Consider the following 20,392-nt stretch of genomic DNA (forward strand, 5'->3'; position numbering starts at 1 on the left):
GTATTTTGAAAAAAATCTCTTCACCTTCATAGAAGGTATTGTTCTTTGCTTAAAGATTTTTATATGGTTCAAATTCTTAATTTGAAGCCAAACTAGTATAATGTGTCTAGCATTTCATTTGTGCTAGATGCTTTGCATCCTGAAATGTTTGCCATGGTGTCTTCCCATAACAATATTTCCCAGAATGGACTCGCTCTTCATTGTACTCTGTTACCCATTTATCCACATCCATTTGCAGTTCTTCTAGACTATGATAAACTTTTTGCCTAAATGCTGATGCATAAAATTCATTTTGAATCGTCTGATGAAACCTCTCACAGATTCCGTTGGTTTGAGGATGCCTTGCCTTTGTTCGATTATGTTCAATATCTTCTATTGTAAGATAAAGCTCATATTCATGGTATTCCCGACTCCCACAGTACTCTATCCCTCTAAGGTTAAGTATTCTTAACACTCTTAACTCTTGTTCTTCAAACCAGGGTATTGTTTTATCATTTAATACTTCTGCTGCTACTAGTGCATTTTTTCTGTCATACAACTTAGCAAAAGCAACTTTACTATAAGGTATACTAGTTTGATTTCAAATTAAGAATTGCATAAATGGGTTTTTTTGAAAAAGTTGCTCTATCTTGCAAGAAGAGGTTGTTCTTTTTATAAAAATGTTTATATATTAAAACTCTTAATTTGAAATCAAACTAGTATATCAATCACTGTTTGCTGATAGATCCTTCCTACACCTTTAATAGTGCCTACATAATTAGGTATCTTGTGCAATAAGATAGCCTGGATGTTGTGTTTCTATAGTGGTTCCGATTCAATCGCATAGAAAAATATAGGATTAACAATAAGTTTCAAGTCATTGACTTGAAACTTATTAAGCTAGACTTTTGAATTGGCACTACTATATACGATTGAATCGGAATCACTATATCTCTCCATGAGCTTTTTTTTCTTCTTTAGCTTTTTCAAGCGCTCTTAATTGATCTTCTGTATAGCAAATGCAACTACGCTAGTTTCTATTTTTTCTTCCACTCTATTTTTAGGGCAGGGTTTCCTTCTAGAGATTTCTTGTAATGTGGCTTCTCCGCCTTTTTCATAAAGCTCTTTTGTATGTATAAAAGCTTTCTCTTGAATATCCCATGTGCTTACATGCTTGAGATACATTTCCTAGCGTTTTTGCTAATTTTAAAAGGCCTAGTTTATTTTTTATCACTTTTCTCTCTGTTGCTATATTCATAAATTACCACTTTGGTTCTGCTTTTGCAACTAAGGCATGATGCCTTAATTGCAAACGCTGTTTTTCTTTGCTATTTACCACTAAGTGTCAATTTAAGTCTTGTCTATTACACATTAACAGCAGACAATGGAAAAGAATTTGCCTATCACCAAATGGTTAGTTTCGCCTTATCCAGGCGATGTGTTTTATCCGCTTTAAGTTCTTTTTAAGCCTTCGGGAAACCGAAGGCTTTTTCTTTCGGATGAAAGGGCTCAAGTTACCAGAAGAGTTGCTGAGGAAAGAAGAGGTGACCGATATCGTCCTTGATATAGTTATTTAAATCGACATTGATAAAACAGCTTGATCTAAGGCTTCGGATAAATTAGCTACAGTAGGTAAAAGTTCTCGGATTTTCGTTTTCATATTGGCCCAATATTTTTCGATAGGATTTAAGTCCGGTGAATAAGGCGGGAGAAAGAGCATTTTGTATCCACTTTCCTCTATCAATGTTCTAGTTGTCTTTGATTTATGAAAGCTCGCGTTATCGAGAATCAAAACTTGGCCATGAGTCAAATTTGGAATCAATTCCTGTTTTAGCCATACATTAAATAGATCCGTATTGCAAGTTCCTTCAAAACACATCGGTGCCAGCAATTTCTTCCCTTGTAGTGCCGAAATTACACTCTGTCTACCAAATCGTTTTCCTGAAATTCCTCCAAATATTTGTTTTCCCCTCGCGCTCCTCGCATATTGCCTATGCACATATTGACTGATTCCGCTCTGATCCAAATAGACCCTTTTTTCAGGAGAAATTGCTTCTATCTTTTTTAGATATTCCGCTCTTGCTTCCGCATTCCTTTCCTTATAAAACGCAATCTTTTTTTTCTTGTGATCTTGAGTCTTTTCAAAGCGTAAAAGATTGCTTGCAAAGTCAAACCAAAATGCTTTGCAATCTCTGATAAAAAATGATCGGGGTTTTTTTCTACATAAGCGATTAATCTCTGATCATCAATTTTCTTATAAGTGCTTTTCTTTTTTAGAGGTTCTACGTTTCCTCTTTGTTTCTTACGCTTTACCCATCGGTAGACAGTTGCAATCCCAACTTGAAATAGCTGGCTGGCCTTCATTTTGTCGTTATTTTCTTCTAGGTATTGAAGCACTCGTTTTCTTAGATCCATTGAATAAGGTTTAGGCATTTCTCTACCTCCATATATTTTGTTGGAGAAAAATATACAACTTTATCAATAATATTTTAAATAACTATACAACAGGGTTAAAGACCTATGGAGAGGGAGAAAGTCGTGGAGGAAGTTGCATCATACAAAAAGCAATTGCTAAGAAGACCATAAATATGGGTGCAGACTACGTACCTCCAGTAAAAAGAAATCCCAAATCTTTTTGAAGAGATAAAAGCTTTATTTGAGAATGCTGAAACAAAAAACTATAGCGATTTTGATAATGATGCTTATGAGACAATGGAAAAATCCCATGGAAGAATTGAATTAAGAAAATATTATTCTCTAGATGCTACAAAACTTCCCAGCGCAAAGGAGTGGGAAGGGTTGCTGTCTGTTGGAATGGTGATACGTACCCGAACAGAGAAGGGAAAAACAAGCAGAGAAATGGAATACTATGTTTCAAGTTGTAAAAGAGAGGCTCATCTTCTAGCAAAAGTCGTTCGCGGTCACTGGGGAATAGAAAATTCATTACATTGGGTCTTGGATGTTAGCTTCCGAGAAGATAAACTTCGTTACCGAGATAGAATTGGAGTCCAAAATTTGGCAAGCATTAGAAAGCTTGTTCTAGGAGCATTAACCAAAGATAAAATCCTTAAGTGCGGAAAGAAGAATAAATAAGAGATTGATAGCAGCTACTGATCCTGTATATCGAAAGAAGGTTTTAAAATTACTCTTTTAATGTCCTGTGCCCTGCCGGGGTTATGCAACACACCAGTTATTCTTGGCCCTTTCAACCTTGAAGTGCACAAAAAAGAACATATAAATACTTGAAAAAACATCTATTGTGCACCCGAGCATAGCATGTTTGTAGATAATCTCGTAAACACTTCTAGTGGAGTTTCGAAGTTGAGAGCCTTTCTAGGTCTGTTATTTAGTAAAGTTTCCACCCTTTCTATATCCTTGGAAGTCGTATCTAAAAAGCTTTGTGTTTTAGGAAAATATTGCCTAACTAGTCCGTTTGTATGCTCATTTAAGCCTCTTTCCCAAGAATGGTAGGGCGTTGCAAAGTAGAAGTCTGTCTCTAGCTCGAAACTAACCATTTGGTGATAGGCAAATTCTTTTCCGTTGTCTGCTGTTAATGTGTGTACAAAATCTTTGATAGGTTTAAGTTGTTCAATTAACGCTTGACTTACTTCCTCTGCAGTTTTATGAGAAACTTTGGCGAGCTTAGTTAGCTTGGAAGTTCTTTCTACCATTGATACAATTACGCCTTTATGTCCTGCCCCTATGACTGTATCTAGTTCCCAGTCTCCTAAACGAGTCTTTTTTTCTACAATACAAGGCCGTTGCTTAATATCTATACGACCAGGCATGTTCCCTCTTCCAGAAGCTCCCTTTCTCTGCTTGTTATATTTTTTCCCTCGATGACGGAGCTCTCTATAAAGCTGTCCTCCCTGTCGTTTATCTTTCCAGATATGATTATAGATGGTCTCATGACTAACATGTTCTTTACCATGTCTTTTAAGCCATCCGGATATTTGTATAGGGCTCCATTGCAACTTGATTTTTTCTTCAATACGGGTAACTATTTGAGGAGTCATTTTTTTATTGGGCTGAGAATTTTTTCTAAGAAATGCTTTTTCTTGAGCTTGCTGATGACGGTATCCTCGTTGCCCTTTATTTCTCTTAAGTTCCCTACTAATAGTGCTATGATGAACTTTTAGAATGTTTGCTATTGAGCTAGATGTATCTCCTCTAGCTTTTAAAATATAAATCTGACATCTTTGGTCATAGGTTAGGTGATGGTAGCCTTTAGGCAAGGTCTCTCCTTGTGTTTGATTGTTAAAAATCACAATAGAGATTCTTTCATCGCCTGCCTATTCTTTTTTTAATTCTTCTGTGCACTTCAAACTTGAAAAGACTCTTAAATTACTTTTTAAATTTTTGTCTTTGTAATAAAGCTGTCATTAATTTAAATAATTTACTAATATTTATCTGCTTTCATTAAAACCAAGGTTAAAAGGAGTCTATTATGCCCCTAAATAATTTAGGTAAGTTCGATCCGCGAACAAATCAGTCAGTCCCAAGAGAAAATTCAATTGCAAATTTTCCCAAAGATCAAATGGCAGCTTTTGCCAGGAATATAGCTAATGCTAATATTAGTGCTGCATGTTCTCAGAGCACTTCGGTTTTAGATAAACAAATCAGGTTTAAAGTAAATGATCAAGAGCTACGGCTTCGTATTAAAGAGCCAGTTAAAGAGCTGAAAAAGAACAGAGATTTGCTTATTTTTTGGAAAGATATAGAGGATACTATTGATTTATCAGCACCTCTTCCGGCTACATTGCAAAAGTCAGAAGAATGCACGACTATTCTGAGCCTTCTTAAAGCAAGCTTTCCAAAATTAACATCATTATCTTTATTTCCTAAAGAAATACCAAGATTTGTTGTTTCTTCTCTTATTCCTTTAAATCAGGAAGGCAAGGGAAATTTTTTTCCTCAAATAGAATCAGAAGGACAGATTGCCTATATAGCGTGGGATTCTTCTGGTTCTCAGATAGCAAAAGGGTTTAAAGAAAAAACATGTGATATTCTACTTAAAAATAAAGAGGCTTTTTGTGGGGTCGGTTTATCTCAAGCCAACTTGGAAGGGATAGAAGAAGGAGCTGGAGTGTCTGCTCATTTTATGACTTCGAAGGTTACAGTAATAGGTATACTCATTGAGTCCCCAGTACCCACGCAATCATCATCATGGTGGTTGAGTGATGGTAGAGTTACTGATGATAGAAGGATTGCTTGTGATAGTGACTCTGATGAGGACAACCTTGGTTGCGATGTCCCGACTGGGGTAATCTCTAGGGGCCCTTCATCAAGAAATATTGATACTACTTTTGGGATGCTTGGAGTTCAAGGAGCTAGTGTTTCTTCTAATTCACCAAATTTGTGGGATAGGCCAAAAAAACCAAGAGAAACGCTTCACCCATTTTGCTTGGAAATTGTTCCTCAATTTTCTTCAGAAGAAACTCCGGTTCATGAAAAAGATTTGGAAATCGCAGTTGACATGCAGTTTCAGAAAAAAGCATTTAGAGATTTGTCTAAATCTTAAATTTAGGAAAAGTTATTGTACATCTTACGTACTAAATTATAGATGAATTCTGCACGCTCTTTGCGGCGTGCATGTTTATCGTGTGATGTTTGTAAGGCGCGGTTTTCCATGTTAATTTCGGGACCAAATGCTATTTGAATCGGCCCATAACTCACTGTTCGCGATTCTCCTAGTTCTACTTGGATGGTTTTGGGAGGAGGTAGGATAGCATAGGTTTTTAAAGCTAGAGGATAAAAATGCGTAGGGTGTAAAGAGCGTTTAGCTATGAGATAAAACATTTCAATGCTAGGAGGATCAAAATCTGCTACTTCAATAACTCCTTTGCTATTGCTTCTATCTCGACCACCACTAGGGGCCACATAGATAATATTCCCTCCTTTTTTTAAAAGGCAACTCATAGTATCCATGGTTTTTTTATTGTGTAGCTGCTTTTTCATTTTCAGTTCTGGAGGATTATCAATATAGCGCTTTGAATAGATACACAATAAATTACAACCCAAGCTTAAAGGAACCGCTAATGGATCGCTGATTACACGATCACCAGCAACAAAAATGAGTTCCTCTGCAATTTTTGGCAATTTTTTCTCTAATAAAATGTTAATCATTTGAGGATCTCCCTCGGATTGATGATTAGCAAAAAGAATAACATTGTCTTTATTCTTTAAATGAGAATCTATTTCTTCTAAGTAAAGTTCTCCTTTTAAAGAAGAAGAGGATATATCAATAAGAGGCCTTACAAAATCAAGGGCAAATTTGTGATAATCAAAATATCTACGTAATCTTTGGTGGTAATGAGAAAAAGAAAAAGGATCAGCGCATTGTAGGAGAACAAGTTCTAGAAAGGTAAGAAAAATTTGCTCTGTTTTTTCTCTTGTCTGTAGAGCCGCCGCTTTATATTCTGTATAAAATCCGTGCAAAATTGTGGCGGATTTCTTAGGAATAAGATTCTGTTTAATAGCAAACTGCAGCTTTTCTAAGAATGCATTAGATTTCGAGTTTTTTTTCATTGATTGTTGAATAAAATTGAAATTCATTTAGATGTAGGTTGTCATTACTATCAAAAGAGAGTTGCGCATGCCAGCTTTCTGCTAATTTTATCAGATTTTTCTTATCGTATTGATTCAAGTAGGCTTCTAGTTCTGGATGGGTAACTAATTTGAGACCAAAGTGTTGTTGTTGGCAAATCAGCTTTTTAAGTGTTCGCTTAATTTCAATAGAGGCGCTTTCATGGTTTTTTATCATTCCACTTCCGTGACAATAAGGACAACTTATAAACATGGTTTGAGTAAGAGATTCTCGGCTACGCTGTCTGGTCATTTCGACCAAACCAAATTCGCTCATACTTGAAATTGTACATTTAGCAGAATCATCTTTCATTGCCTCTTTTAAGCGTTCTAAGACACGGCGTTGATTTTTGCGGGAGCGCATATCGATGAAATCACAAATAATCAAGCCTCCAATATTACGCAAACGAAGTTGGCGAGCGATTTCCTCTGCGGCTTCCATATTAATATGTACCAATGCTTCTTCTACGTCAGATGCTGAACTTTGAGAGCGTCCTGAATTTACATCAATCGTATACATCGCCTCTGTTCGATCAAAGAACAAATAACCACCGCTTGGAAGCCAAATTTTACGCCGCAGAGCTCTTTCAATTTCTCTTTCTGCACCAAATCTTTCAAACATAGGCACTTTATCTCTGTATAACTCGATTTTTAAATGGTGCTCTGATGCATATTTTGTATACATGCGTTTACATCTTTGGTAAACAGAGTGATCATCCACCAACAAACGCTCAAACTTCTTATCAATTGCGCTTAAAATAGCGCGTTTAATGAGATCGGATTCTTCATACAGACATGTGGGTTTATTAGCTTTATGGAATTGATCGATAATATGTTGCCATGTTTTAAGCAATTCACTTGCTTCATTAATAAGCATTTCAGCAGAAGCATTCATACTTGCCGTTCGGCAAATAAGTCCCATGTCTTGCGGCATTTCAAAAGCACGAATGAGTTTTTTTAAACGATCTCTTGAAGCAGGATCTTCTATCTTACGCGATACTCCTCTATGAGGAGTATTAGGCAACAAAACAAGATACCTACCCGGAATAGAGATATTAGAAGTTAATCGCGCTCCTTTAGTGCCTATTGGTTCTTTTACCACCTGTACGAGTACAGATTGCTCTGGTTTTAAAAGCTTAGAAATATCGGTCTCTTTGCGTTGCTTGGTCTGCTTTGAGGAGATTTGATGATTCCATTCAAAATCCATATCAAATATTTCTTGAAATTTCTGCGTGTTTTCCAAAATATCAGAAATATGGATAAATCCATTTTCTCCTTCATTAATATCAATGAAAGCAGATTGGATATTGTGTAAGATATTTGTTACACGGCCGCGATAAATATTACCGGCTATTTGTCGATTTTTTTTTCTTTCTACAATCAAATCATAAAGAGTTCCGTGTTTAAGCACAGCATAGCGAACCTCTTTTGACTCGATATTTAATAAAATTTCTTGCATCAGGTCCTTTAAGCGAACAGATTTTAATGAGTATATGACTTAAAAGAAGTAATCCTATAAGATTTTACGTTCTTTTTCCAGAAAAAAGCAATGATTGCAACTGTTCTTTAACCTTGTCAATAAAATTATATTTAATTAACTGACAAGCATTATTAATACTGCTTAGGATACTCGAAGAAGAGCCTTCTCCATGACACTTAATGACAATTTTATCAATCCCTGCAAGAAGAGCTCCTGGATACTTAGAATAATCGAGTTTTTGGCGTAATTCATAAAGGGCTCTTTGTAATGGTAAAGAATGATTTTCTTTATCAATATCACCAATCATTTTTAAAATATTAAAAGCAATTCCTTCAGAGGTTTTTAAAAATATGTTACCCGTAAACCCATCGGTGATTAACACATCTAATTCCGTTTGAAATACATTTCTAGCTTCTACATTCCCTATGAATATAAAATGATTCTTATCAGACAGATGCTCTAGCGTTTGATAGGCATCCCTTAGTTCAGGGGTACCTTTTTTTGCTTCTGAGCCAATATTTAAAAGTGCCAATTTAGGATAAGAAATACCCCGACTTTTCTGATAGGCAATTCCCATGGCTGCAAAATGCACAAGATGAGCTGCTTTGTAAGAAATACTGGCCCCAACATCGAGCAGAGCAATCTCCGATTGATGCCCAGGGAATAGGGTTAGTAAAGCAGGCCTTTTTAAGCCAGATAGTGAGGCTAGATGTATCTTTGCACAGCTCATTAAAGCGCCTGTATTCCCCGCTGAAATAAAGGCATGCAAATGGCCTTCTTTTAACATGCGAATTCCCACACATAAAGAAGAATGAGGCTTACGTTTAATAGCAATTAGGGGCAACTCATGCATGTAAATAGCTTCTTGCACAGGAAAGAAAGAAAGGGAAGCAGAAGGGGAAGGAATACCTTCAAACACTTCCGAAGTGCCAAACAAAGTTAAATAAATGGGGTCGTCAAATGAGTCATAATGCAAGAGAATAGTTTCAAGCAGTTCTCTTGCAGGGGCATCGCTTCCCATTAAGTCGATGCCAATAGATAGGGGAGACTTAACCTTTCCTCTCACTGAATACCCAACGTCCTGCATAAAATCCACAATGAGAGCAAATACGATGAGACAAGCAGCTTTGAGCGCAATTCGTGCAGCTATTTACATTTTTTGGTTTTTTGGCATGGTGAGCGCGGCGGGAATTCTTTCGAGCATTAGAGGTACGGTTACGAGGGACGGCCATGGTTGAATACTCCTTAAAAAATCATCTGGATTATTTATAACTAATTTAAGACTTTATTTAAAGTTCAATGAAAAAATTGTCTTCTGCAAAAGGGAAGTAAACGTCTTTTGTTTTGCTAGGCCCATCTTTTACAGGGGTTTTTAAATATTTTTTTAAAGCAGGTCTGTCTGGGCAGTTACCTTGGTTACACTCACAAAAAGCAGGGACTAGGTTGAGGATTGTGGAGCGTATTTCATCGGTAAAGTCAAAAACAGCACCTTTAATCTCAGACAATGCTATGGAAAAGCAGGTATTGTTTAATTTTAAACTATTTTCTGTCATTTTGTTGCAAATAGAGCAAGGGATAAAAACACTGATATTTAATGTAAACTGCATCATTAAATGATCATTTGCCAAATAGGCTTCAGCATCTATCTTGAAGATCTTATCGAAGACAAGATCTTGTTCTTCAATTTCTAAAAAATCAGAGGAAATGCTTTCTGAAATCTTTTCTGTTTGACCTTTTTTTAAACGGTCGATGTAAATATGTAATTCTTTCATAAATTAGACCAAATTTAGTAAAAATCTATATTATTTTCTAGATAAAATAAGATTTTAATTACTGAGCATGAGACAGATCTGTTTGCTTACCTCTTTTGCTGCATTTGCTCTGCCAAGTAAAGTTAGTATATGTTTACATTTTTCTTGATAAACTGGGTGATTTTCAAGTAAGTGGTATGCATGAGATAGAAGAGAGGTGTTAGTAAAATAAGGCCCAATGAGCTCAGGAAAGATCTCTTGATTTGCAATGATGTTTACTAAACAATAAAATGGTAGTCGGATGCGTAATAGATCTCTTGCTATAATTAGATCGAGTTTAGATAACCCATAGGTAACCACTGTAGGAACAAAGTGAAGCACTAATTCAAGGGTTACCGTTCCTGATTTAGCAATTGCAAGATGGGTTTTTTGCATGAGTTCATAGCTATGAGTAGAAGGAACAAAAGTAATCGGATAATTCCAGTTTTTTTTTTGTAGAATGAAGAGGATTTGAGAATGAAATTTAGGTTGTGCTACAGAAAGAGCAATATGCAAATGAGGATTATTTGCGCATAAGTGTTTACAGGTATCGAGGTAAATAGGTAAATTACGCTCGATCTCTTTAGATCTGCTTCCAGGAAATAGCGCAATGATTTGCTTATCTTTTGGCAAATCAAGATTTTGATAGTTATAAGACTGAATGCGAAAATTAAGGGGATGACCAACATATTGTGTAGGGAGCTTTCGAAAAATTTGCGATTCAAAGGGCAAGATAGTAAATAAATGATCTAAATGCTTTTCCATAAAAGCAATTCGATGCTTCCCCCATGCCCATACCGAAGGACAGATAAAATGCACGATTTGTCCTTTAAAACCCCTTCTTTTTAAATGTCGATGTAATCGTAAGCTAAAACCTGGGTAATCAATGGTAAATACCATTTTTGGTTGTAGTTCTAAAATAGCGTTTGCTACTTTGTAAAACATACGTACCAGTTTAGGAAATGCGCAAAACACATCAATAAACCCCATAACTTGCAATTCTTCCATAGCAAGAACGGGGTTTACTCCTTGATGTCGCATGCGCGGTCCAGCAACACCAAATATGTTAAGAGTAGGCTTTTTTACTTTAAGCTCAGCTAAAAGAGATTCTGCATGTAAATCACCGCTTGGTTCTCCACAAAATATAAAAAGATCACAAGGCATTAAAAGACCTTAAGTTGCTTAGCTATCCATTTTGCCCCATGATGAAATGTTTCTTTTGCTGTGCCGTGACCATGATATCCAATCGAAGGTAAAATCCTCAATTCGATGGGAGGAGACAGGCATCTTTTCTGGTAAGCTGTTTCAGTAAGGGTTTCTATCAAATCAAAACAATTGCGTGTTCCTACTCTAACATCTCTATTTCCAATATAACAGCGAATTTTTTTATCAGATAGCAGATCAACTATATGCATAAGGTCCCAGCTAACCAAATCTGAAAAACCTGGCAGAAAAGAGAGTTTGGTTAAAGGAGCAAATCCCAACCAATAAGGAACTTCAGAGTTTTTTGCTGCTACATGTGCAGCAATCAAAGCTCCTCGAGATAGTCCCATTGCCGCAATCTTATTTGGTAGAATAAGTTTTTGATTTAGTAGAAGATCGATCGCATTTTGGATCTTTTTCAGATAATTTCCTAATAGATCTTCACCTTTTTGCATAGCTGTTGCCCATTCTGCAAGCCCTTTTGTAGCAGGTTTTCCTTCTTCATGATAAGGCAGAGTGATCGAAAAAATCCTCAAAGGAAACTGGGAAAGATACACGACTGGTTGATTAAAGGGATCTAAAACCAGGGAATCTTTAGCGGATAGAGCAAAATAAAATATAGCAGGAAGAGGACCTAAATCAACAGATGGTCCCAAATATTCTAACTGAATGGTAGAAGCTAGATTAAGTTGCTGAGGAGGAAGGGGTTTCATCTGTTTTTACTTTCTTTTTACGTCGTCGTCGCTTATTAGATGCAGGGTTTGTAAGGGCATGATTCCATTGTTGCCATACAACTTTAAGAGCCGGTTCTAATGTACAGCGAATTTCAAAAAATTGCATAGCTTGCATAAAATCTGGATCTTGAGGAATGCGAATGCGTCGTGGCTTTTTAGAATCAAAAGGAGTAATGCGATATTGCGAAACCAAAATCGACTGCAAGCTTGTACGTAATCTACGAGAAAGATTTATAAAGGGGCGAAACATTTCATCAAGTAGCTCATGTATTTCTTCGTTTATCTGTCCTAAATGCAGGATGATATCTCGATTCATATAATGTGTATAGATCTTTTTTTCCAGTATAGGAAATGCCAAGGCAGCTAATAAAACAGCGCGTGAAAGGTTTATATGATCCGATTTCATGAAGTAATTATCGATTTCTTTTAGAAAAGAGAAAACCTCTTCTGCATCTTTAGAATCTAAAAAATCTCCTAGTGAAGGCATTAACAAATACATAAACCCATGTTCCGCAAGAAGACGAAAAAAGGGCTCCGAAGCTTTAGATTCCAACATGCGCAGCAACTCTTCCAATATGCGTGCAGGCGAGCTTTTCATAATTTCCTGACGACATTCAAGCAAAGCAACATGTGAAGGATCATCAATGGTAAAACCAAACCTTGCTTGAAATTTAAGCATTCTTAGCATGCGAACAGGATCTTGACGAAAACGAATAAAAGGTTGGCCAATAGTGCGCAGAATTTGTTTTTTTATATCTTCAAAACCTCCAATGTAATCAATAATTGACTGAGAGTCTGGATCGTAAAACAATGCATTAATGGTAAAATCACGTCTTAAAGCATCCTCTTTTGCCGTTCCCCATTTATTGTCGCGTACGATCAATTCATCGAGCTCATTATCTCCGGAACGAAAGGTGGAAACCTCTAATGTTTTTTTTCCAAATCGAATGTGAGCAAGGCGAAAACGCCTTCCTACTAAAATACAATTTCTGAATATTTTTTTTATTTCTTCTGGTTGTGCAGATGTGCAGATATCAAAATCTTTAGGATTTTTATGCAGCAGCAGATCTCGAACACTTCCTCCGACTAGATAGGCTATATAACCTGCAGCGCGAAGTTTTTGCATAACATACAGCGCATCGGAGTCAACTTTTTTCATGCAAAGCTGATGTTCTTCAAAAGAATAAATGCGTTGAGACACTAAAGTCCTAAAATAAATAAATTTGCACTGAAAAACACTTTAATTCAAAGCGGTTGAAAAAGTCAAGATTGCCTTGGTTGTTAAATACTTAGGCCATACACTTGATTTTTTTCTATAAACAAATTTTTCCAATGATAGAAATCAAGGATCCCTTTGGGATCTCTTCTCAATATATAATAAGCTAAAAATAAGGCTTCAATAGACGCTAATCCTCTTTGAGGATCTAAGCAATCGTCTTGTTTGCGTGGGTAAGCGGTTTGAAAATGAGAAGGAAGGCTACGTGAGATAAAACGATGGGGTTGTGGGAGATTTTTAAAAATGGTTTGCGCGTATCTCCAAGTTGCATCTATTAAAAACAAACCGTAATTTGCATCTTTCAAAGAAAGGTAAGGAGCATCTAAAGTAAGTAAAACGTAGGAGGATAAATCAGGCAAGCTCTGAACAGGGTATGTAAAAAATTTGCAATCTTCTCTTGTTTCTATACCGCGTAAGCTACATTTTTTTAAATTTTCTTTACGATGTCGCAAAATAATAGTAGTAGGAAATACAGACATTTCTTATAGAAAAACCAGTGGTCGTTTTTAGGTTTAATAGTAATTGATTTTGTTTTTTTTGTAATTATGTTTCAGATGGGATGTTTATTTTTTGCTTTTACTAGTTTAGTCTTTGCGGATTGGGTATTTGAAGAAAATAAAGCTTTAACCCTTTCCTCTGAACGTAATCTGCCCATTCTTGCTGTTTTTCTTGTGGAAGAGGGTTGTTGTTGGTCAGATCAGTTGAAAACAGAGCTTTTTCAAAAACCTGAATTTATTAAAGAGATTTCGCAAGAAATGGTTCTATGGCAAGTCTTTTTGAAACAAAAAAAAGAAATACGCGATAAGTATCAGGTACAGGAATGTCCTTTAATTTTATTATTAGATCCTAAAGGAAGGGAATTTGCAAGATTGAACTTTATACCACTCGATCATAAACTTTTAAAAGAGCTTGTAATCTCTCTAATAAATGATTTTTCAACGATATGTTCCTTCATAGATACCGATTTTGATGAAGAGAAATGGCAAATAATTTATCAAAAGGCCTCTCGTTTATCCGCTTCTTGTTTTAAAGAAAAAATTTTGGAGCAAGGAGTAAAAAAAGAAAAAGGATGTTTTTTTCACTTAGAAAAATATGCTCAGCTTTTACAAGAAAAAGGGTCTCGTCATCCGTATGTTCTAAAATTTAAAAAAAAGACATTGCGAAAAGATAAAATGCATCAATTAGGTGCAAGAGCTTGCCTTGCCTCTATAGAATTTCATGATCGAAATCGCAAAGGCAAATCTGTTGATAAAACCATAGAACCTTTACTCGAATACCTACACACATCAGCTCTCATAGAGGCTCAATATCGTTGGGAGATAGAGTTATTACTAGGACAATTTCTATGGAAGAAAAATCGGTTAGAAAAGGCTAGAGAGTATTTGTTATTAGCCTATAAGCATGCACCTAATGCATTTAAACTGCAACTACAAGAGATCTATCAGTTAGAAGAATTTGATAATCAATGAGTTCCTTGACTCCCCTTCTTTTAAGCTAATGTAATTAAAAATAAATATAACTAGTTTATTTAATATAGTCTTTTCAAGTTTGAAGTGCACAGAAGAATTAAAAAAAAGAATAGGCAGGCAATAAAAGAATCTCTATTGTGATTTTTAACAATCAAACAAAAGGAGAGACCTTGCCTAAAGGCTACCATCACCTAACCTATAACCAAAGATGTCAGATTTATATTTTAAAAGCTAGAGGAGATACATCTAGCTCAATAGCAACCATTCTAAAAGTTCATCATAGCACTATCGGTCAGGGCTTACACATGAAGAATTTCCTTTGCACCTACCAGATCTAATAAATAATCTTTACGACATGATACAATGAAACGCCGTTTACGTAATAGGATCTATTGTCTTATTAGCAGAACCGCATAATGTCTTGGCCGTCAAATGGCAATGCTGTCTCTTCCAAATGCCTGAGCTATGGACTGAGTCCACTGCATAAAACATGTACGGAACGAATGAGGATTTAAAAAGGCAAAAAACCTCTCATAGGTATCATGAGAAGGAGCCCCATATTTGCAGATATACTGAAATGCATTAGAAAAAAGACTTTTCAAACACTAAATTCATTGAATTTTTCTCATTGATTGAGTTATAAATCTTACATCTATGCAACCTGAAGCGAACTTTTTAACAAGAAACCAAAAAGACATCCTCAAGGCTCGTCATCGCCATGAACGGGATAAAAGGCTACGCGATAGAATCAAATCTATTTTATTGTTAGATGAAGGGTTGGACATACCCACAAGTAGCACATGCTTTACTCCTAGATGAGGATACGATAAGGCGTTGCTATAAAACTTATTTAGAAGGTGGCAAAGAAGCATTGCTGAATTTGAACTATGCAGGAAAGGCATGCCGGCTCAATCAAGGCCAACTTAAACAACTAAAAATCTATGTAAAAGAAGAAGCTCCCAGTTCAGCTAAACAAGTTGTCAATTTTGCCAAAGACCACTTTGGAATATGTTATACACCATCAGCTATGGTTTCTTTATTGCAGCAGATAACCTTAAATTTACACCTGCACAAGTTATTCCCATTGGAGATTGTAACGCAGGTATTGGGTGCTGTGATAGTGGTAGTCTTAGGTATGCTAATCATAATTCCATTGGGGTTGTGCTAAAAGCTGGTAAAAACTCTCCAGCTGGTGTAATAAGGAGATAAGATCTATTGGGAGCTTAGCGGAAATGACCTTTGAGATTTTACGTTTATGTTGCAAGAAATTAAAATATTTTTTATTTTTGAATGCCTTAAACTAAAAAAGGGAGTAAATATGAGAAGATCAATTGAGAACTTTTATGCTAGAGGCTCTGCCAATATAAACAATCTCTGGTACGAGGACGGTTCTTTTTCTGTTCAAAGAGGAAATGAAAGCCCCTTTAGAATCTCTAAAGATAATATAGATAAAAATTTGCGAGGAATCTCCCCCAAGCAAATTGAAAAAATCAACAAGATCGGATACTTTACCATATTCGAAAGTCTAGGATCTTGTGAAAATTATTCCATTAATTATACGTACAGACTTCTTGGCGGAGGAAACGGCTCTTCTCATGAAAGCAATGCTAGCAATGATTCTCCTAACAACAATAGCTCTTCCAATAGCAATGATTATGCCTGTACGCATAATGATAGACCTGGGGTTTCTATTGCTGATATCGCAGAGCACGCTGGTAATTTGAACTTTGGAAGTGCTGGAAGAGATGTAATGGACCTTGTATCTGGTCATGAATCTTTCGGTGGGTTTAATCAAGCACCAAGCTCTGGAAGTGAATCCAGTTCTTCAAATTCAAGCTCTGCAGATACGTCAAAAACAGGATAATTATCAGTGTTGAAAAATATAATAGAGATTTTTACGGGATCTTTGGTAATTTTATTTTTTGCTTTCTTTAGAGTTGGAATATCCGCTTTTCTTTTGGAGTGGTCTTGGTCAAGGCTAAGAAAAGAGAAGATTACATTTAGAGGTTTCATTACATTTTTTATTTTTTGCCTAGGAATAGGAATCCTATTATGGTCTAAATGCGAGTGTAAATAAGTGGAAATTTCTATACACTTTGTTTGATTCATTATGAACTGGGATATTCAATAGCATTTCATTTTCAAAGCATCTTGGGAAGATGAGCCAAATATCTAGAAAAAATTTAGGGCACAGCCTGAGATATATAGAAGTGCCGATTCAAACGGCTAACTTAATGGGGTTCAAGTCAACGACTTGAAACTTGTCGTTAATCCTACATTTCAAAACATCTGTTAGTTTCGGTATCTCTTCTAAGCGCCTGTTTAAAATCTTTTCAGTAAGGTATAATGATGGTTTTCATAAAACCTTTGGAGGTAATTATGACCCGCTCTTATCCAAGCGATATCTCTCGTAACCAATTTAGCAAAATCCATCTAATATACTAGTTTGATTTCAAATTAAGAATTGCATAAATAGATTTTTTTAAAAAAACTACTCTATCTTCCAAGAAGATGTTATCTTTTGTATAAAAATGTTTATATATTCAAACTCTTAATTTAAATGTAAACGAGTATACTTGAGTCTACACGCAAAAAAACACGTCCACGAATAGTTGATCTATAGGATATTTTTTGTGGAATTTTGTACATTTTAAAAAGTGGTTGCCAGTGGCGTATGTTACCCATAGAATATCCTAAATGGGAATTATGTTATTATTATTTCCATTTCTGAAATAATGTCTGTGTTTTACCAGGGCCAACGCATGAAGATTTTTCTTGATAATTGAGAGATAAAAAATGATTCTGGCTCCTTTTTCATAAGGAGTATAAAATGGAAGGATTCATTCTTCATCTATTATGATGCATTTTTCGAAATTACCAGACCCAAGAAAGACGCGCAATCAACTATATAGCCTTCATGATATTATCAGCATATCTATGCATCATGTCGTAAAGATTATTTATTAGATCTGGTAGGTGCAAAGGAAAATCTTCATGCGTAAGCCCTGGTGTTTTACCTGTCTATTAAAGCAAGATCAATTGGTTTAATTTTAAGATGCTAAATAGTTTGCCAAGAGCTAATTTTTACTAACTGTTTGGGAATTTCAAGTAAAAAACGAGAAGGGTTAGTAGTAAGATCTTTTCCCATTTTTTTTCTCTGGCGCGCCATGCTTAAACAAAGATATTCTTTAGCGCGAGTCATGGCTACATACATTAATCTCCTTTCTTCTTCTAGGCCGGTTTCAAATAAGCTTTTTTCATGAGGGATGATATGGTCCTCTATTCCTACAAGGAAACAAGCGGTGAATTCTAACCCCTTAGCGCTATGAAATGTGATCAGGTTAACGTGATCGTCATCAGCTTTTTTTGTATGGGTGAATTCTTCTCTTTGATCGAGAAGAGCCGTAGATAAGAAGTCAGAAAGGCTAATTTCTTCTTGTTGTTTATTAAGACGTTTTTCTTCTTCATAGATGGTCATCATATCCACGCAATACATAACGTTTTCCCATCTAAAATCGCGCATTTTTTCAGATTTGGCTTCATCTGCAATGGCTTTTTTATAATCTATGGTTTCAATAAGCCAGGTGAGGGCTTCAGGAAGAGATAGATTAGAAAATTGATCTCTAGCGGTCGTAATTAGGTTTGTAAAACAGCAAATCGCGTTAAGCGCTTTATGAGGGAGATGTTGTTTTAGTTCAGAAGAGAGAGGGGACGCTATTTGTTCTAAAAGATCCCAAAGGGAAATATCGCTCTTGCGATTAAATTCGGTAAGTATTTTAAGCGTTTGATCAGAAATTCCTCTTCGAGGGGTATTAATAACGCGCAAAAGAGCTTCTTGATCAAGAGTATTTACAATCAGGCGTAAATAGGCAAGGAGGTCTTTAATTTCTGCTCTTTCATAAAATTCTGTTCCTCCAAACACCTGATAGGGGATTCCTCTTACCCAATTATCCTGTTTTTGCCATACAGCTTGCATAAGAGCTAATTCAAAAGACCTTGCTAATAGATTAGAGCGATAAAGAATAGCCATTTCTTTCCAGGGAATTTTTTTGTCTCTTTTCAGTTTAATCATTCTTTGAATCACAGATTGCGCTTCTTCTAATTCTGTGGGTGCGTGAAATAGGTGTATTAGCTCTCCTTGTTCTGCATTGCTCCATAGTTGTTTATTGTGACGGTTTTGATTATGAGCAATCACAGCGTTAGCAGCTTGTAAGATAGTAGGAGTAGAGCGATAATTTTGTTCTAGTTTGATGGTGGTTTTTGATTCAAATCCTAAGATGTTTTTAATTTCGGCACCGCGCCAACCATAAATCGATTGATCATCATCTCCCACTACACATAAATTCTGATGGCGTGCAGAAAGCAATTCAGCTAATCGGTATTGGATGGGATTAGTATCCTGGTATTCATCAATCATGATATAACGATATCTTTTTTGATAAGGCAACATTTGCATTTTATATTTTTCAAAAAGAGTAACAGAAAGAGACAAAAGTGAGTCAAAATCAACAGCATTGTATGCACATAGACACGATTCTAAGCGCGTATACAAATCCTGGCAAAATTGATCATGCCAAGTTATAATTTCTAGATCCGTTGAATTTAATCCTTTGTTTTTAATCTGAGTAATTTTCTTTAAGGCTTCTTCTAGAGAGGGAAGCTCTCCTTCATGTTCAAGTAGATTTTTTGTTACTTGCAGAGCAATGCGACGCACTTCTTTTTCTGTATAAAGAGTAAAGTTATTGGTGTATCCCAGATGGTGAATTTCTTTACGCAAAAGCTGCATGCAAAAGCTGTGGAAGGTGCTTAAGGTGAGTTTTTTTGCAAGTTTTACACCTACAATGCGAGCAACCCTTTCCCTCATTTCTTGTGCAGCTTTATTGGTAAAGGTTAAACCTAAAATAGCTTCAGGTTCAATTTTAAGGGATTGGAGCAGGTAGGCAATGCGATAAGCCAATACACTTGTCTTCCCACTACCAGCACCAGCTAAGATCAGCACTCTGCCTTCAGTAGCAATAACCGCTTGTCTTTGATCTGAGTTAAGATGAGGAAATGGTGACATTATTATCGCTTTGTACAATTTTTTCTACAATGCGCTTTAAGTCAATTAATACGATTTGCTTGGATATAAGCCCTAAGCGAGAGCAAGGGGAGATGTTTATTTCTAATCCAATGGGTAGATGGGAGCGCATTTCACGGAAAACCTCTCTAACAACGCGTTTAAAACGATTGCGATCATGAGCTTTTCCAAACTTTTTAGAAACAGTGATACCCAATTTGGAATCAAGGTCTTTTGAATGTTGAAAATCTACGGAAATCATTTCTCCAAAAATACGGCGATTATTTTTAGTCAAACGCTTAAAATGAGAGCTTTTTAAAATCCGTGCTGATTTAGGAAATCGCCAAGATTTGTTACAGGGCAAGGCGCTTACGTCCGGCTCTTCGACGTCTGTTAATAATCTTGCGGCCATCTTTGGTTTTCATTCTTTTGCGAAAACCGCATGCGGCTCTTCTTCTCTTTTTACTAGGTTGGTATGTGCGTTTCATTTTTTCTAATTCCTTGTGGCATAAAAGATTCAAAACTTGTGTGACAATATACATAAAAGAGTGCAAATTCCTCAAGCAGAATTCTTTTTAAATAAAAGAATTTACAAAAGAATTGCGCTTGCAACAAATCTAACGATTGCTTATAAGTTTACTAGAATTTTAGTTTTTATCTCTCAGGTAAATCATGAAAGTAAAAGCCTCGATTAAAGCAGACCCTTCAAAAGGGGATAAAATTGTTCGTAGATGCGGACGCATTTACGTCATTAATAAAATGGATCCTAACCGCAAGCAGCGTCAAAAAGGCCCTGCTCGCAAGAAGTAAGAGTTAT

25 protein-coding genes and 3 pseudogenes are annotated in these 20,392 nt (G+C 36.0%); 10 read left to right on the top strand and 18 right to left on the bottom strand.

Annotated features, from left to right (window positions below; all coding sequences use genetic code 11):
• Nucleotides 1-106: 106 nt before the first annotated feature.
• Nucleotides 107-562, bottom strand: a pseudogene (locus RHABOEDO_RS03315) (integrase core domain-containing protein); the annotation flags it as partial.
• Nucleotides 563-998: 436 nt separating this feature from the next.
• A pseudogene (locus RHABOEDO_RS03320) lies at nucleotides 999-1,237 on the bottom strand (helix-turn-helix domain-containing protein); the annotation flags it as partial.
• A gap of 23 nt (nucleotides 1,238-1,260) precedes the next feature.
• Here RHABOEDO_RS03320 and RHABOEDO_RS03325 point away from each other — a divergent pair.
• Nucleotides 1,261-1,446, top strand: coding sequence for a hypothetical protein (locus RHABOEDO_RS03325; RefSeq protein ID WP_220017767.1), 186 nt, complete (start codon nucleotides 1,261-1,263; stop codon nucleotides 1,444-1,446).
• Nucleotides 1,447-1,552: 106 nt separating this feature from the next.
• Here RHABOEDO_RS03325 and RHABOEDO_RS03330 read toward each other — a convergent pair whose 3' ends face one another.
• Nucleotides 1,553-2,092: an IS630 family transposase gene (locus RHABOEDO_RS03330; RefSeq protein ID WP_320412794.1), complete on the bottom strand. Its 540-nt coding sequence runs from the start codon at nucleotides 2,090-2,092 to the stop codon at nucleotides 1,553-1,555.
• The gene (locus RHABOEDO_RS03335; RefSeq protein WP_215216866.1) at nucleotides 2,044-2,412 is read right to left on the bottom strand and encodes an IS630 transposase-related protein; all 369 of its coding nucleotides are present in this window, start codon (nucleotides 2,410-2,412) and stop codon (nucleotides 2,044-2,046) included. The genes RHABOEDO_RS03330 and RHABOEDO_RS03335 overlap by 49 nt, the downstream gene beginning before the upstream one ends.
• Nucleotides 2,413-2,601: 189 nt before the next feature.
• Between RHABOEDO_RS03335 and RHABOEDO_RS03340 the strand changes: the two genes are divergently transcribed.
• A complete protein-coding gene (locus RHABOEDO_RS03340) occupies nucleotides 2,602-3,072 on the top strand; it encodes an ISAs1 family transposase (protein WP_220017871.1) in 471 nt (156 codons plus the stop codon).
• 161 nt (nucleotides 3,073-3,233) lie between these two features.
• On the opposite strand, the gene RHABOEDO_RS03345 is transcribed toward RHABOEDO_RS03340, so the two are convergent.
• On the bottom strand, nucleotides 3,234-4,247 hold the full coding sequence (locus RHABOEDO_RS03345; RefSeq protein ID WP_215216525.1) for an IS30 family transposase: 1,014 nt from the start codon (nucleotides 4,245-4,247) through the stop codon (nucleotides 3,234-3,236).
• A 179-nt stretch (nucleotides 4,248-4,426) separates the two neighbouring features.
• Here RHABOEDO_RS03345 and RHABOEDO_RS03350 point away from each other — a divergent pair, with 179 nt between their 5' ends.
• Nucleotides 4,427-5,500, top strand: coding sequence for a hypothetical protein (locus RHABOEDO_RS03350; RefSeq protein WP_215217097.1), 1,074 nt, complete (start codon nucleotides 4,427-4,429; stop codon nucleotides 5,498-5,500).
• A 2-nt stretch (nucleotides 5,501-5,502) separates the two neighbouring features.
• On the opposite strand, the gene RHABOEDO_RS03355 is transcribed toward RHABOEDO_RS03350, so the two are convergent.
• The 9 genes from RHABOEDO_RS03355 to RHABOEDO_RS03395 all read right to left on the bottom strand — a co-directional run bounded on the left by RHABOEDO_RS03355 (nucleotide 5,503) and on the right by RHABOEDO_RS03395 (nucleotide 13,526).
• Nucleotides 5,503-6,417: a 1-acyl-sn-glycerol-3-phosphate acyltransferase gene (locus RHABOEDO_RS03355; protein WP_220017768.1), complete on the bottom strand. Its 915-nt coding sequence runs from the start codon at nucleotides 6,415-6,417 to the stop codon at nucleotides 5,503-5,505.
• A 67-nt stretch (nucleotides 6,418-6,484) separates the two neighbouring features.
• Entirely contained in the window at nucleotides 6,485-8,026 is a 1,542-nt protein-coding gene (locus RHABOEDO_RS03360) for an Rne/Rng family ribonuclease (RefSeq protein WP_350339704.1), read from the bottom strand.
• 61 nt (nucleotides 8,027-8,087) lie between these two features.
• Nucleotides 8,088-9,110, bottom strand: a complete 1,023-nt coding sequence (gene plsX, locus RHABOEDO_RS03365; RefSeq protein WP_220017769.1) for a phosphate acyltransferase PlsX — start codon at nucleotides 9,108-9,110, stop codon at nucleotides 8,088-8,090.
• A complete protein-coding gene (gene rpmF, locus RHABOEDO_RS03370) occupies nucleotides 9,094-9,276 on the bottom strand; it encodes a 50S ribosomal protein L32 (RefSeq protein WP_215217101.1) in 183 nt (60 codons plus the stop codon). The genes plsX and rpmF overlap by 17 nt, the downstream gene beginning before the upstream one ends.
• 57 nt (nucleotides 9,277-9,333) lie before the next feature.
• On the bottom strand, nucleotides 9,334-9,816 hold the full coding sequence (locus tag RHABOEDO_RS03375) for a DUF177 domain-containing protein (RefSeq protein ID WP_215217102.1): 483 nt from the start codon (nucleotides 9,814-9,816) through the stop codon (nucleotides 9,334-9,336).
• A gap of 54 nt (nucleotides 9,817-9,870) precedes the next feature.
• Entirely contained in the window at nucleotides 9,871-10,998 is a 1,128-nt protein-coding gene (gene lpxB, locus RHABOEDO_RS03380; RefSeq protein ID WP_215217103.1) for a lipid-A-disaccharide synthase, read from the bottom strand.
• Entirely contained in the window at nucleotides 10,998-11,750 is a 753-nt protein-coding gene (locus RHABOEDO_RS03385) for an alpha/beta hydrolase (RefSeq protein WP_215217104.1), read from the bottom strand. The genes lpxB and RHABOEDO_RS03385 overlap by 1 nt, the downstream gene beginning before the upstream one ends.
• A complete protein-coding gene (gene pcnB, locus RHABOEDO_RS03390) occupies nucleotides 11,722-12,972 on the bottom strand; it encodes a polynucleotide adenylyltransferase PcnB (protein ID WP_215217105.1) in 1,251 nt (416 codons plus the stop codon). The genes RHABOEDO_RS03385 and pcnB overlap by 29 nt, the downstream gene beginning before the upstream one ends.
• Nucleotides 12,973-13,052: 80 nt before the next feature.
• Nucleotides 13,053-13,526, bottom strand: coding sequence for a hypothetical protein (locus tag RHABOEDO_RS03395; protein ID WP_215217106.1), 474 nt, complete (start codon nucleotides 13,524-13,526; stop codon nucleotides 13,053-13,055).
• Nucleotides 13,527-13,592: 66 nt separating this feature from the next.
• On the opposite strand from RHABOEDO_RS03395, the gene RHABOEDO_RS03400 reads away from it, so the two are divergent.
• Together RHABOEDO_RS03400 and RHABOEDO_RS03405 are read left to right on the top strand one after the other, a co-directional pair.
• Nucleotides 13,593-14,516: a thioredoxin fold domain-containing protein gene (locus RHABOEDO_RS03400; RefSeq protein WP_215217107.1), complete on the top strand. Its 924-nt coding sequence runs from the start codon at nucleotides 13,593-13,595 to the stop codon at nucleotides 14,514-14,516.
• 137 nt (nucleotides 14,517-14,653) lie between these two features.
• A complete protein-coding gene (locus tag RHABOEDO_RS03405; RefSeq protein WP_215217108.1) occupies nucleotides 14,654-14,854 on the top strand; it encodes a helix-turn-helix domain-containing protein in 201 nt (66 codons plus the stop codon).
• Nucleotides 14,855-14,944: 90 nt separating this feature from the next.
• Here the strand turns inward: RHABOEDO_RS03405 and RHABOEDO_RS03410 are convergent, their stop codons facing one another.
• Nucleotides 14,945-15,118, bottom strand: coding sequence for a transposase family protein (locus tag RHABOEDO_RS03410; RefSeq protein WP_220017770.1), 174 nt, complete (start codon nucleotides 15,116-15,118; stop codon nucleotides 14,945-14,947).
• Between the two features lie 52 nt (nucleotides 15,119-15,170).
• Here RHABOEDO_RS03410 and RHABOEDO_RS03415 point away from each other — a divergent pair, with 52 nt between their 5' ends.
• The 4 genes and pseudogenes from RHABOEDO_RS03415 to RHABOEDO_RS10715 form a co-directional block, all read left to right on the top strand.
• A complete protein-coding gene (locus RHABOEDO_RS03415; protein WP_220017771.1) occupies nucleotides 15,171-15,335 on the top strand; it encodes a hypothetical protein in 165 nt (54 codons plus the stop codon).
• Nucleotides 15,286-15,684 (top strand): helix-turn-helix domain-containing protein, encoded by a 399-nt coding sequence (locus RHABOEDO_RS03420; RefSeq protein ID WP_220017772.1) that lies wholly within the window; start codon nucleotides 15,286-15,288, stop codon nucleotides 15,682-15,684. Before RHABOEDO_RS03415 ends, RHABOEDO_RS03420 begins: the two co-directional genes overlap by 50 nt.
• Before the next feature lie 87 nt (nucleotides 15,685-15,771).
• Entirely contained in the window at nucleotides 15,772-16,380 is a 609-nt protein-coding gene (locus tag RHABOEDO_RS03425; RefSeq protein WP_220017773.1) for a hypothetical protein, read from the top strand.
• A 708-nt stretch (nucleotides 16,381-17,088) separates the two neighbouring features.
• A pseudogene (locus RHABOEDO_RS10715) lies at nucleotides 17,089-17,238 on the top strand (transposase); the annotation flags it as partial.
• Between the two features lie 336 nt (nucleotides 17,239-17,574).
• Here the strand turns inward: RHABOEDO_RS10715 and RHABOEDO_RS03435 are convergent.
• From RHABOEDO_RS03435 to rpmH, 3 genes are read right to left on the bottom strand one after another with little or no spacing between them, the layout of a single operon-like run.
• Nucleotides 17,575-19,578, bottom strand: coding sequence for an ATP-dependent helicase (locus tag RHABOEDO_RS03435; RefSeq protein WP_215217542.1), 2,004 nt, complete (start codon nucleotides 19,576-19,578; stop codon nucleotides 17,575-17,577).
• Nucleotides 19,556-19,939 carry a ribonuclease P protein component gene (rnpA, locus tag RHABOEDO_RS03440; protein ID WP_220017775.1) on the bottom strand — a complete coding sequence of 128 codons (384 nt, stop codon included), beginning with the start codon at nucleotides 19,937-19,939 and terminating at the stop codon, nucleotides 19,556-19,558. The genes RHABOEDO_RS03435 and rnpA overlap by 23 nt, the downstream gene beginning before the upstream one ends.
• Complete coding sequence (gene rpmH, locus RHABOEDO_RS03445; protein WP_215217544.1) at nucleotides 19,929-20,063, bottom strand: 50S ribosomal protein L34; 135 nt, start codon at nucleotides 20,061-20,063, stop codon at nucleotides 19,929-19,931. Before rpmH ends, rnpA begins: the two co-directional genes overlap by 11 nt.
• Nucleotides 20,064-20,247: 184 nt before the next feature.
• On the opposite strand from rpmH, the gene rpmJ reads away from it, so the two are divergent.
• Complete coding sequence (gene rpmJ / locus RHABOEDO_RS03450; RefSeq protein WP_138106870.1) at nucleotides 20,248-20,385, top strand: 50S ribosomal protein L36; 138 nt, start codon at nucleotides 20,248-20,250, stop codon at nucleotides 20,383-20,385.
• Nucleotides 20,386-20,392: the final 7 nt, after the last annotated feature.

Source organism: Candidatus Rhabdochlamydia oedothoracis (genome assembly GCF_019453995.1).
In the GTDB taxonomy this organism is placed as follows: domain Bacteria; phylum Chlamydiota; class Chlamydiia; order Chlamydiales; family Rhabdochlamydiaceae; genus Rhabdochlamydia; species Rhabdochlamydia oedothoracis.